Origin of the sequence: Abyssibius alkaniclasticus (assembly GCF_020447305.1) — a bacterium.
GTDB lineage: Bacteria > Pseudomonadota > Alphaproteobacteria > Rhodobacterales > Rhodobacteraceae > Abyssibius > Abyssibius alkaniclasticus.
The window spans coordinates 1,671,891-1,684,483 of sequence record NZ_CP095732.1; the positions used below are offsets into that span (position 1 = coordinate 1,671,891).

Below are 12,593 nucleotides of genomic sequence, written 5' to 3' on the forward strand. Positions count from 1 at the left end.
GGGCGGCTCATTTCCTGGCTGCAACGGGTGTCAGATGAGGCCCGCGTCGCGCAATTCGCGCTCGAAAGCCGCGATGGTTGCGACAAACAGCGCCAGCAATTCATCGGCCTCGGCGCGGGTAATGTTCAGCGGCGGTGCAATCATCAGCCATTCGCCATACGCCCCGCCCGAAGTTTTGCGCGCATAAAGCATCAGCCCCAGTTCCGTGCCGATTTCCAGCAGCCGATAGACCGCGCGGGCCGTTGCGGGGAGCATCGCTTTGCTCGCTTTATCGGCCACGATTTCGGCGGCCATCAGCAAGCCTTTGCCGCGAATATCGCCAATGATCGTGCTGTTTGCGGCGATCTCGCGCAGATTTTCCGCCAGATAGCGCCCCATTTCGGCGGCATTTTCCACCATATTCTGCGCCACAAGCTCGCCCAGAACCGCATCGCCAATCGCGCAAGACAGCGGGTTGGCGGCATAGGTATGGCCATGCATGAAGCCACCGGATGCGACCACTGGCTCCACGATCCGGTTTGGGGCCAGCACGGCACCCAGCGGCGTGTAGCCCGCCGCCAGACCCTTGGCGAGGGTCACGATATCGGGCGTGGCATCGGGCCAATGTTCGGCGGCCAGAAAAGCGCCGGTGCGCCCGGCGCCCGACATCACCTCGTCAAAGATCAGCAGCACGCCGTGGCGGGTGCAGATCTCGCGCACGGCGCGCATATAGGTGGCAGGCGGCACATTGGCGCCGGTGGCAAGCCCGCCAACGGGTTCCAGAATGAAGGCCAGCACGCTTTCCGGCCCTTCGGCGCGTATCGTATCCTCCAAAGACTGTGCGCAGTGGCGGGCATAGCTTTCGGCAGAGTGGTTTTCCGGCGGGCGGTAGGAAAGGGGCGCGGGGATTTTGGGCATCATCCGCGTGATGGGGGCGAACATTGCGGCGCTGTCGCTGTCGCCCGTTATCGCCACCGCGCCCAGCGTGCCACCGTGGTAGCTGGGCATGAGCGAGAGCACCTTGAAACGGTGCGCCTCGCCCTTGGCCACGGCATATTGGCGGGCGAGCTTCAGCGCCGCCTCGGTTGCTTCCGAGCCGCCAGAGACGATGAAGGCCTGATCGAATGCCGGCCCCGCCAGCCCGACAATCCGTTGCGCCAGTGCCCGGTTGGGGGCGTTTTCAAACACCGCGCGGCTGGCGAAACATACCTTTTGCGCCTGTTCGGCCATGGCCGCCAGCACCTTCGTGTTGCCATGGCCGATATTGGCAACGATGGGGCCGGATGACCCATCGAGATAGCGTTTGCCCGCGCTATCCCACATGTAAACGCCCCTGGCCCGTTCAATTACCGGCAGCCTGGCGGGGCCGTAGAACGCCTGAACCGGCGCGCCGCGCTCCATTTCAGCCATGCCCGATGAGGGCTTTGACTTCCAGAAAGTCATGGATGCCCCAATCGGCATATTCGCGGCCATTGCCCGATTGCTTGTAGCCGCCAAAGGGGGCGAACAAATCCCATTCCGGCGCATTGATCTGCACCTGCCCGGCGCGCAGCTGGCGGGCCACGCGGCGCACACGCGCCATATCCTTGCCCTGCACATAGGCGGCAAGGCCGTAAACCGTGTCATTGGCCATGCGCACGGCATCGTCTTCGGTCTCATAAGGCATGATCGACAGGACGGGGCCGAAGATTTCCTCGCGCTCGATGCGCATTCCGGGGCGGACATCGCCAAATACGGTGGGACGCACGTAATAGCCCTGGTTCAGGCCCGCCGGGCGACCGGGGCCACCGGCCACAAGCCGCGCGCCATCTTCAAGCCCGGCCTCGATCAGCCCCTGCACCTTGTCAAACTGTTGCTGGCTGATGACCGGGCCGATGGTGGTCGTCTCTGCCTGGGGATCACCCGCAATCGTGGCGGCAGCGGCGGCGGCGGCAATATCGCAGGCGCGGTCATGCAGATGGGCGGGCACCAACATGCGGGTGGGCGCATCGCAAGACTGGCCGGAATTGGCCATCACGGCATCGACACCGCCGGTCACGGCGTCTTCCAGATCGACATCATCAAGCAGTATATTGGCCGATTTGCCGCCAAGCTCTTGTGCGACACGCTTCACCGTATCGGCGGCATTCTTGGCAACCAGAATGCCCGCGCGGGTCGAGCCGGTGAAGGAGACCATATCCGCCTCGGCATGGCCCGACATGGCATTGCCCGCCACGGGGCCATCGCCGTTGATCATGTTGTAAACGCCCGCAGGCACGCCCGCCTTGTGCATGATTTCGCTAAAAAGCAGGCCGGAAAGCGGGGCGATTTCGCTGGGTTTCAGCACCATTGTGCAGCCAGCGGCAAGGGCAGGCGCAACCTTGCAGGCGATCTGGTTCATCGGCCAGTTCCACGGCGTGATCAGCGCGGCCACGCCAATCGCCTCGTGCATGATCAGCGTATCGCCACGGCGGCTTTCGAACGCCATTTTTTCGAGTGCTTCTATGGTTGCGCCGATATGGGCGGAGCCGGCCCAGACCTGGGCATCCATTGCAAAAGCAGCAGGCGCGCCCATTTCGGTGCGGATGGCATCGGCCATGTCCTGTGCGCGGGCCTCGTATTGCGCAAGAATTTCGCGCATCAGCGCCAGCCGTTCGGCCTTGCTGGTCTGGCTGAAGGCCGGGAAGGCTGCGCGCGCCGCGCCAAAGGCGGCATCCACATCGGCCTGATTGGCCAGCGCGATGGTAGCGCAGGGGGCTTCGGTTGCCGGGTTGATCACGTCGAGCCGCGCGGGAGAGTTTGGCTTTACCCAAGCGCCGTTGATGTAAAAGTCTTCGTTATGCATGATGGTCCTCATCTTTCGGCTGAAGGGGTTTTCGGGCGTGGATATGGGTTGGACAATGTTCGCCGCTTTCTAGCACAGGCAGCATACGCGTCCAGATTTCGATGTTATGATCGACAAAGGCCGCGCCAAGCTGCGCGGTTGCGGCGGCATAAAGCGGGCCGCGCATCTGGTTCAATTCGCGCGCCGCTGTTTGCTGATACCAGGCATTGCGGCTGGTGAGGGAGATGTCCTCGAACCCGGCCTGTGCCAGCGCATCGGCATAGCGCGCCGGGCTGGCCATGCCAAATTCCAGCCCCTCGGCGGCGATATAGGCCTGCATTTCGGGGCTTGGGGTGTTGTCATGGCCGATCAGCCAGTCGGATGCGATGAACCAGCCACCGGGGCGCAGAATGCGCGCCACCTCGGCCATGAGCGCGTGTTTGTCGGGAATATGCACGATGGAGTCTTTGGAAAAGACAATGTCAAAGCTGGCCGGGCCGAAGGGCAGCGGGCCGGGGGCGACCCTGGCCAGCCCGATACGGTGCTGCAATCCGGCTTTGGCAATGCGGGCGCGGGCATGGTCAAGCACCGGGTCTTCGACATCTATGCCGGTCACAAAGCCTGCATCATGGTCGCGCACCAGGGCGATATCGACACCGCCCGCACCGCAGCCGATATCGAGCAGGGTTTTGCCGGCAAGGCTGTGGCCTTCGAGCAGCAGCGCCACTTCGGCCGGGCCACCGGGTGACAGAAAGCCATCGCCCCAGACCAGCTGCAGCATGGCAACAAGATCGTTTGAATAGAGCGGCGCGTCACTCATGGCTTATCCATCAAATTGCGTGTCGCGGTAAACTTCCACCCCCGCCAGCAGGGTTGCAAGCACCTTTGTGCCGCCAATTTCAAACGGGTCGCATGTGCTGATGTCACGGTCGATGACAATCAGGTCGGCATGGGCACCGGGGAAAATCGCGCCGGTCTCGTGGCTGCGCCAGCAGGCGGCGGCGGCAGCGGTGGTATAGCCGGCCAGCGCCTCGGCAATGGTTATGGCCTGATGCGGCTGAAAGGGGCGGGCCTGCGCGCTGGCTGCGCGGGTGACGGCGGTTTGCATGATCTCGAACGGGTTGAGCGTGCTGACCGGAAAATCCGATGACAGGCAAAGCGGCGCGCCCGCATCCAGCAAATCGCGCAGCGCATAGACCATTGGCAGGCGCGCCTCGCCAACCATATCCATCCATAAATCCGGCACGACAGGGTCATACATCGCCCAAAGCGGCTGCATGTTGGCCATGACACCCAGCGCGCGAAACCGTGGCAGATCGGAGCCGTGCAGCATCTGGATATGGGCGATCTGGTGCAAAGCGGGCCAGTTGCCATTGGCGCGGCGCGCGGTCTCTATCCCGTCAAGTGCGGCGCGCACGGCATTGTCCCCAATCGCATGAACATGGATTTGAAAGCGCGCGGCGTCGAGGGCTTTGAAAAGCTCGGCAATTTTGGCGGGCTCGAACATCAGCGGGGCATTGCCGCCGGGGCTGTCGGCATAGGGTTCCAGCATGGCGGCCGTGCGGTTTTCAAGCACGCCATCAAAGAAGAACTTGCCGGAATGGACGGTGAACAGCGGGTCGCGGTGGCTGGCGCGCAGCGCGCTCAGCCGTTCCAGGGCGGTTTGCGCGGTATCTTCGGGGCGCACAAGGGCGGTGCCCGCAACGCGCAAGGTTAGGGTGCCATTGGCGGCGGCCTCGGCATAGGCGCGGGCGTTGTCATCAACGATCATCGCATCAAGCACGCCGGTTATGCCGTGCCTGTTGGCATGGGCCTGGCCCATTGCCAGCCCTTTCATATGGGTTTCATGGCTGGTGGGCGGCAGCCTGTTCCGCACCCAGCCGGTTGCCGCTTCGTGCAGCATCCCGGTGGGTATGCCTTGGGCATCCAGCACGAAATGGCCGTTCGGCGGGTCGGGCTGGCCGGTGGTCAGCGCCACGGCGCGCATGGCGGCGGTGTTGATGACGGCATTATGAAAGCTGCTGTCATAAAGCATACATGGCCGGTCGGGAATGGCGGCATCCAGCACGGCGCGGCCAAGGTTTTCGTCGGTGAAGATACCGGCCTGCCAGCCCATGCCCATGACCGGCCCGTTCGGGTTGGCCTTTGCAAAGCCGCGCAATGCGGCCTGCAAGGCCTCAATGCTGGTCGCATCGTAAAGCACGGGGCCGGAGACCATATCGGTGCCGCCATTCAGCAGGTGGATATGCGCATCCTGCAAGCCCGGCAGCACCATGCGCCCGCCGGCATTCAGCCGCCGGGTCTCTGGCCCCGCCAGCGCCAGCATATCGGCGCTGCTGCCAAGCGCTACAATCCGCCCGCCTGCCACGGCCAGGGCTTCGGCGCGGGGGCGCTCGGCGCGCATCGTGCGGATATCGGCGTTATGCACAACAAGCTCGATCTGCATCATTCCTCCAAAAAGTCGAGGGTGGCCAGCCTGTCCCAATCATTGGCGGGCAGAATATGGGCGGGGGCGTTGGCATTCTGCGCCCAGCAGAAAATGCACAAGAACGGCACGGGGCCGGATTTGGTCATATGCGGCGCGTTGGGCTGGTTCCACACAGGTTCATGCGCGGGCTTGACGCGCAGCGGCGCATCGACCCCGAAGCGCCATAAATGCGGGCCGGTCAGCGGGGCGTAAAGCTCGGGGGCGGGGTGGTAATGGTCGCGATACAGCGTATCGGGCGCGATCAGGAACAGGCCAAGGTCGAAATCTTCGGCATAAAGCGGGGCATTTGCCCCGATAAGCGAGGTAAAGGCGTGGCCTTTCTCAAAATCTTCCCCCACAGCGCCGGGGGCATAATCGGCATAGGTTTCCCAAAGCAGCAGGGGCGTGGTGGCAGAGATATCGGCGGCAAGCGCCGGACAGTCTGGCGCAAGCGCGGCCAGCGCGGGTGGCAGATGGGTGCCAACCACGCAGTTTGCCGGCGGGTCTTGCGCCATATTCACGCTTTGCGCGCGCGCCGTTGCAATGCCCGTTCGTGCCTCGGCAATGCCGGGGCCGGTAAAGGGCTGCAAGTAGCGGTCGATCTCGTCGAGCAGGTGCAAAAGCTGTGCGCCCGGGGCCGGATCTGGTGCAGCCAGCAGGGCGGCAAGTGCCGTGGCGTCTATGCCATGCGCGCCCATGACGCTGCGCACATCATCCGTATCGCTTGCCGCCGCCATGCGGAAGGCTTCCAGCGCGCGGGCATCAAGCCTGCCCTGCTGGTGGAAATACATTGCCGCACCATAGCGCAACCGCCCCGAGCCGGGCTGGCCAAGCGGGGTGTTGAGCAATGCAAGCTGGCGTTCCTCGCGCTGCATCAAGATCTCATTCATTCGCCTGATAGGCCATTTGCGATTCGCGCGCGCGCCGCTTCTCCTGCCGCTGCAAAATGACCCCGGCCAGCACCACGCCGATGCCGACGATCAGCACGGTAATGGTGGCCAGCGCGTTGATATCGGGGGTGACACCTAGCTTGACCTTGGACCAGATGAGAATGGGCAGCGTGGTGGTGCCCGGCCCGGTGGTGAACGAGGTTATCACCACATCATCCAGCGAAATGGTGAAGGCCAGCAGCCAGCCCGACAGGATGGCCGGCGAGATGACCGGCAGGGTAATGTCCTTCATCACCTGCCAGGGGCGCGAGCCGAGGTCCATCGCCGCCTCTTCGATATCGATATCGGCCTGCGCCAGCCGCGAATGCACGATGGTTGTCACGAAGACCATTGAAAATGTGATATGCGCCAGCGTCACCGTGGTGAAGCCGCGTTGCGACGGCCAGCCGATATATTCGGCCATCAGAATGAACAGCATGAGCGATGATATGCCTGTAATGACCTCGGGCATGACCAGCGGCGCGGTGACAAGGCCGGAAAACAGGGTGCGCCCCTTGAACTTGCGAAACCGCGCCAGCGCGATGCCCGCCATCGTGCCCAGAATTGTGGCCAATGTGGCGCTGAGCAGCGCGATCTTCAGCGACAGGATCGCCGCATCTATAACCTGCTGGTTTTCGAACAGCTTCACATACCATTTGGTCGAAAACCCGCCCCAAACCGTGGCCAGCCGCGAATTGTTGAAGGAATAGACGATCATCGACAGGATCGGGATGTAGAAAAACGCAAAGCCAAAGCAGAGCATGGTGATCAGAAAGCGCGGACGGTTGTTCATTCTTCCTGTGCCTTCTTGCTGTTGTTCTTGGATTCAAAATACGAATAGAGCATCATCGGCACGACCAGCAGCATGAGCAGCGCCACCGCCACGGCCGAGGCCATAGGCCAGTCGCGCGCCGAGGCGAACTCGTCTGAAATGACCCGCCCGATCATCGGGCGGCCGGCATCGCCCACCAGTGTCGGGATGATCAGCTCGCCCGAGGCGGGGATGAAGACCAGCAAGCCACCGGCAATGATGCCGGGCACCGATAGCGGCAATGTGACATCGAGGAACACCTTGAACGGGCGGCTGCCAAGGTCATGCGCGGCCTCGTTCAGCGTTATGTCGAGCTTTTCAAGGTTGGCATAGAGCGGCAAGATCATGAAGGGCAGGTAGGAATAGACGGTCACAAGAATGACCGCGAAATTCGTGTTCATCATCGGAATGTAGCGCAGCGCCATGTCGCCTGGCACCATCAGGTTGTAGCCGGATGTGATGAGTTTGTTGAACCAGCTATTGCTGCCCATCATCCCCATCCACGCATAAACACGCAGCAAAAACGAGGTCCAGAACGGCAAGATTACCAGCATCAGCAATATGTTGCGCCATGATTTCGACACGCGGGTCAGGCCAAGCGCCATCGGGTAGCCGATGATCAGGCACAGGAAGGTGGCAATCGCGGCGTTCCAGATCGAGGTGAGGAAGGCGCGGATATAGAGCGTATCGCTGAACAGCCGCTCATAGGTTTCAAAATTGATCGCGCCGCGTTCGCCGGAAAACGAAAACGGCGGGGCCGTGGGTGTGCGGGTGGCCACGCTCATCGCGATGACGATGATGAAAGGCAAAAGGAAGAACAGCAGCAGCCAGATATAGGGGGTGGAAATGGTGATATTCGCCCAGCCGCGGCGGTTGAACCAGCGCACGAAGCGCGATTCCGCGCGCTGTGCGGGTTTGGGGGCGTTATTGCTGGCGATGCTCATGCCTCACCCCGCAGCAAAATAATGGCGCCGGGGTCGAAGGACAGCCAGACCCTGTCATCCCATTGCGCCACGCGCGCGCTTTCGCCAGCGCGCCGCGCATTCACCGAACTGACCGAAAGCACATGGCCCGAGGCGAGTTTGATGCGGTAAAGCGAATCCTTGCCGAAATAGCCAAGGTCTTCAACCATGCCCGGCACGGCATTGCCACCTTCGGGCTGGTCGCGCGAAATGCGGATCTTTTCGGGCCGCAGCGCCAGTGTCAGCCGCTCGCCGATCTGGGCGTCAAGCGGTGAACTGGCTGTAAGTGTGCCGCCGGTTTCAGCCACGTCCAGTTGCACCGCGTCGCCGTTTTTCGCCGTGACGACCCCGCTGAAAAAGTTGATCGAGCCAATGAAATCGGCCACGAAACGGCTTTCGGGATATTCATAAACATCGGTCGGCACGCCAACCTGCATGATCTGGCCCTTGTCCATGACCGCCATGCGGCTTGCGAGCGTCATCGCCTCTTCCTGATCATGGGTGACAACGACGAAGGTCACGCCGGTCTGGTGCTGGATATTCGTCAACTCAAACTGGGTTTTCTCGCGCAGCTTCTTGTCGAGCGCGGCGAGCGGTTCATCGAGCAAAAGCAGCTTGGGTTTGCGCGCCAAGGCGCGGGCAAGGGCGACGCGCTGGCGCTGCCCGCCGGATATCTGGTGCGGTTTGCGCTTGGCCTGCGGGGTAAGCTGCAAAAGCTCCAGCATTTCGGCCACGCGCGCGGCGCGCTCGGCGCTGGTCATATCCTCGTGCTTCAGCCCGTAGCCGACATTCTTTTCCACCGTCATATGCGGGAACAGCGCGTAGGATTGGAACATCATATGCACGGGGCGGCGATAGGGCGGCACATCGGTCATGTCCTGACCGTCGATGAATATCTTGCCCGCGCTTGGGGCTTCAAACCCGGCCAACATGCGCAACAGCGTGGTTTTCCCGCAGCCGGAACCGCCAAGAAGGGCGAAGATTTCGCCCTTCCTGATTTCAAGTGAAACAGTGTCGACCGCCGTGAAAGCGCCGAACTTCTTGGAAACCCCCTCGACCCGTATGAAGGGTTGGTCAGGATCGGGGGCAGGGGCGGCGCGCTCTGTTGTGTTCATGTCCGGTCAACTCCGTTTCACATAGTGCCCTAGCCGGTTTTGATCTGCTGCCAGGCGCGGGTCATGGCGCGGTCCTGCTCTTCGTTGAAGGGCTTGGGTGCCCAGATGCGCGACAGGGTTTCGGCATCGGGGTAAACCGCCGGATCGTTGATGATGTAATCTTCGATGAACGGGTCTGCCGCCGCATTGGCCGAGGCATAGTTCACATAATTCACGCAGCCTGCCGCCACTTCGGGTTGCAGCATGAAGTTGATGAATTCATAGGCCTCGTCCATATTCGGCGCATCGGCGGGAATGGACATCACGTCTATCCAGGCAGGCGCGCCGGTTTTGGGCACGAAATAGGCAAGGTCCATTTCAATCCCCGCCTCCTCGGCCCGCCAGCGCGCGGTGGCATAATCGCCCGACCAGTTGTTGACCATGCACAGCTCGCCATTGGGAATGGCGTTGAGGTAGTTGGCATTGTCAAAGGTGCGGATATATTGCCGGATCGGGCGGAACGCCTCGACCACCTTGTCATAATCGGCCACGTTCGTCGTGTCACCATCGAGCCCCAGATAGCGCAGCACCATCAGCATGATGTCGGTCGGGCTGTCCAGAATGGAAATGCCGCAATCGGCCAGTGCCGCGGCATTGGCCGGGTCGAACAGAATGTCCATGCTGGTCAGGTCGGCATCGGGCAGACGCTCGCGCACCAGATCCATGTTGAAGGTAAAGCCGACCGTGCCCCACATATAGGGCACACCGTATTTCGACCCGTCATCCCAGCCATTCATGATGCGCAAAATTTCGGGGTTGAGGTTGCTCCACCCGCTCAAGCGCGATTTGTCCAGCTCCTGATAGACCCCGGCCTGAATGAAGCGCGGCGAGGAGATACCGGCGGAAAAGGCCACATCATACCCGGTCGAGCCGGCCAGCATCTTGGCCTCCATCTCTTCGGCCGATGAATATGTGTCATAAATCGGGGTGATGCCGGTGGCGGCTTCAAAATCCTCCAGCGTGGTTTCGCCAATATAATCGGCCCAGTTATACACATTGACCCGGCGCGCTTGCGCCCAGGCCGGTTGCACATAGGGCATGGCAAGCGCGCCACCCAGTGCTGTCAGGGCCGTCCTTCGGTTCAGTTTGGTCATGGTAGGCTCCTTTGTTGGATAAGGTTCAGGTTACGGCTTCTCTGTCCGGTTGGAGACCAAATCTGCGTTGATCTCGGCGATTTCCCATTCCTCGGGTGCAGTTTCCCGGTTCATCACGGGTAAAATCTTGCGCAATTCATCATGGTGGGCGCGCAGCCCGTATTCGAGGTCTGACAAATGGAAATTCTCAAAAGCGGTGGATTTCATCGACTCGTTTGACCAGATCGAAAGCTGCTGGTCTTCTGCCGATGTATCGCGGTCAATCCGCATGGCCAGATAGCGCGCCGCGCGGGTGGCACGGTCTTCATGGGCATGGCGATAGAGCCGGCCCTGAAGCCGGGTTTCCTGCGGGCTGATCGGAATATCCTGATAATATTGCGCCCCTTCCGGCGTGAAGGCGATCACGGCATTCGGGAAAATCCCGTAATAGGTCCATGCCCGTTGCAGATGCTGCGGCAACCAGTCTTGCAGGGGTGAGATTTTCACATAGTTGCGCACCGACCATTTGCGCCCCGGCCGGTCGCCATAGGTGGCGATAGAGCGGTTGATGCCATTGGTGTTGAACTCGTCGCGATAGGTGGGGCCGTAAAGCTCTTGCAGCGCCGGATGGGCCATAGCCACATGGTAGCCCTCATTGTCGACATCGCGCACCGATTTCCAGTTCACCGGCAGGGTGGTTGCCCATTGCACCTCCTCGGCGGGCAAAAGCCCGGCGGCGCGGTAAGCGGCAAGCTCGGCGTCATAGGGGGCCATCAGATCGGCGATTTTGGGCTGCGGGCCGGGGGCGAAGCGCAGAAAGATGAAGCCGTGCCAGATATCCATCTCAATGGGCTTCAGGCCAAATTCATCGCGGTCCATCTCGCCAAAGCTTTCGGGGCGGGCGGCGCCGCGCAAACTGCCATCGAGGTTGTAAACCCAGCCATGAAACGGGCAGACCATTGCGCCCTTGCAATGGCCCGATGTGCCGTCGGCCAGCCGCGCGCCCCGGTGGCGGCAAAGGTTGTGAAAGGCGCGCACAACGCCATCCTGCCCGCGCATCACCAGCGCGCGTTCGCCCAGCAAATCGAAGGTCAGCCAGTCGCCGGGGGCGGCGATATCGCCGACATGGCCGGCAATCTGCCAATGGGTCAGGAACAGGGTTTCGCATTCAAGGTTGAACATGGCCTTGGAATGATAGGTCCAGGCGGGCAGGCCGCGGCGGTCCCAGTCATTGGGCATTTTACGGGGTTTTGTGCGGGTCATCATGGTCATTTTTGCGCTCCGGTCCGGGGGGCCATGCGGGCCAGCACCCAGCGGTGAAAGTTGTGAATGTCAAACTCTTGCGGCATCAGCCGCGCGCATCGGAAGCGCGAGGAGCGCAGGCCGCGCTGGTTCATCTCGCAGGCCGCCGCGTCCTGCTCCATCACGAGCGCGGCAAACGAGGCGACATGTTCGGCATCAAACCCCGGCTGGGCAAGCGTTTCGGCAGAAAACAGCCATTCGGCGGTCAGCCGTGTGGTTTCCGGCCCCGTCGCCTCCAGCCGCACAAGGCGCACATGGTCGCAATGTGCGACGATAAACATGGTCGGGTAGAGCGTGGCAAAGGTAAAGCCCGCCGCGCGTTCGGCAGCCGTAAGGTCGGGAAATTCCGGACCACAGGGCGCGCCATCGGGTGTCCAGCTTTGGGTGCCCGCCTTCAGCGCGGCGGGCTGCGGGGCGCCGGGCGCATAATCCTTGGCCTCGGCGGGCGACATGATGCCCTTTTGATAGACCGGCACACGGTCGACCAGTTCGGGGTGGATGCCGGGGCAATGCAGGCATTCGTTGTAGTTTTCCCAGAAGACCTTCCAGTTGCAGGCCAGATCGCGGGTAAGGCTATGGCCGGTGACAAGGTCATCCATCGGCCAGTTGTCCAGCGCGTTCAGCCCGATATCGGGGGCAAGCTCGGGCGGTGTTTCGGCAAGGCTCAAGAAGATCAGCCCGTTCCACAGCCTGTGGTGGACCTTGTGAAGCCCGTGGTCGGCCTTGTTGAAATCATCGGTTGGTGTGGCAAAGGCGGTGGAAACCAGCCGCCCGTCAAACGCATAGGCCCAGGCATGATAGGGGCAGGTGATGAGCTTGCCCTTCATCGGCTTTTCATGCAGCTCGCAAAGCTCGGCCCCGCGATGGGCGCAAGTGTTGTGGAATGCCGCAATTTCGCCCGCCGCGTTGCGGCACAGAACCAGGTTTTCGCCCGCCACGGTAATGCGCCGCATGGTGCCGCCGGGCAGGTCCGCCAGCCGCCCCACATAGACCCAGCTTTGCCCCCAGATGCCCGCCTGTTCGCGCGCAAACCAGTCGGGCGCGAAATACGCCTCAGCCGGAAGACCTTCCGGGCAGTGGTTCAGCAGGGGCGATGGGCTTTCGTGCATGGTT

The 12,593-nt window shown here is 61.9% G+C and carries 11 protein-coding genes; all 11 read right to left on the reverse strand.

What is annotated here, in order from left to right; translation table 11 throughout:
* Positions 1 to 30 precede the first annotated feature (30 nt).
* From LGT41_RS08335 to LGT41_RS08385, 11 genes are read right to left on the reverse strand one after another with little or no spacing between them, the layout of a single operon-like run.
* A complete protein-coding gene (locus tag LGT41_RS08335; RefSeq protein ID WP_274126410.1) occupies positions 31 to 1,422 on the reverse strand; it encodes an aminotransferase family protein in 1,392 nt (463 codons plus the stop codon).
* On the reverse strand, positions 1,382 to 2,803 hold the full coding sequence (locus LGT41_RS08340; protein ID WP_274126411.1) for an aldehyde dehydrogenase family protein: 1,422 nt from the start codon (positions 2,801 to 2,803) through the stop codon (positions 1,382 to 1,384). The genes LGT41_RS08335 and LGT41_RS08340 overlap by 41 nt, the downstream gene beginning before the upstream one ends.
* The gene (locus LGT41_RS08345; protein WP_274126412.1) at positions 2,796 to 3,602 is read right to left on the reverse strand and encodes a class I SAM-dependent methyltransferase; all 807 of its coding nucleotides are present in this window, start codon (positions 3,600 to 3,602) and stop codon (positions 2,796 to 2,798) included. The genes LGT41_RS08340 and LGT41_RS08345 overlap by 8 nt, the downstream gene beginning before the upstream one ends.
* A gap of 3 nt (positions 3,603 to 3,605) precedes the next feature.
* Positions 3,606 to 5,231 (reverse strand): amidohydrolase, encoded by a 1,626-nt coding sequence (locus LGT41_RS08350; RefSeq protein ID WP_274126413.1) that lies wholly within the window; start codon positions 5,229 to 5,231, stop codon positions 3,606 to 3,608.
* Positions 5,228 to 6,139: a dimethylsulfonioproprionate lyase family protein gene (locus tag LGT41_RS08355; RefSeq protein ID WP_274126414.1), complete on the reverse strand. Its 912-nt coding sequence runs from the start codon at positions 6,137 to 6,139 to the stop codon at positions 5,228 to 5,230. Before LGT41_RS08355 ends, LGT41_RS08350 begins: the two co-directional genes overlap by 4 nt.
* Complete coding sequence (locus tag LGT41_RS08360) at positions 6,132 to 6,971, reverse strand: ABC transporter permease subunit (protein WP_274126415.1); 840 nt, start codon at positions 6,969 to 6,971, stop codon at positions 6,132 to 6,134. Before LGT41_RS08360 ends, LGT41_RS08355 begins: the two co-directional genes overlap by 8 nt.
* Positions 6,968 to 7,933, reverse strand: a complete 966-nt coding sequence (locus tag LGT41_RS08365; RefSeq protein ID WP_274126416.1) for an ABC transporter permease — start codon at positions 7,931 to 7,933, stop codon at positions 6,968 to 6,970. Before LGT41_RS08365 ends, LGT41_RS08360 begins: the two co-directional genes overlap by 4 nt.
* Positions 7,930 to 9,066, reverse strand: a complete 1,137-nt coding sequence (locus tag LGT41_RS08370; protein ID WP_274126417.1) for an ABC transporter ATP-binding protein — start codon at positions 9,064 to 9,066, stop codon at positions 7,930 to 7,932. The genes LGT41_RS08365 and LGT41_RS08370 overlap by 4 nt, the downstream gene beginning before the upstream one ends.
* A 29-nt stretch (positions 9,067 to 9,095) precedes the next feature.
* Complete coding sequence (locus LGT41_RS08375; protein ID WP_274126418.1) at positions 9,096 to 10,199, reverse strand: polyamine ABC transporter substrate-binding protein; 1,104 nt, start codon at positions 10,197 to 10,199, stop codon at positions 9,096 to 9,098.
* Positions 10,200 to 10,229: 30 nt separating this feature from the next.
* Positions 10,230 to 11,450, reverse strand: coding sequence for an aromatic ring-hydroxylating oxygenase subunit alpha (locus LGT41_RS08380; RefSeq protein ID WP_274126419.1), 1,221 nt, complete (start codon positions 11,448 to 11,450; stop codon positions 10,230 to 10,232).
* The gene (locus LGT41_RS08385; protein WP_274126420.1) at positions 11,447 to 12,589 is read right to left on the reverse strand and encodes an aromatic ring-hydroxylating oxygenase subunit alpha; all 1,143 of its coding nucleotides are present in this window, start codon (positions 12,587 to 12,589) and stop codon (positions 11,447 to 11,449) included. Before LGT41_RS08385 ends, LGT41_RS08380 begins: the two co-directional genes overlap by 4 nt.
* Positions 12,590 to 12,593: the final 4 nt, after the last annotated feature.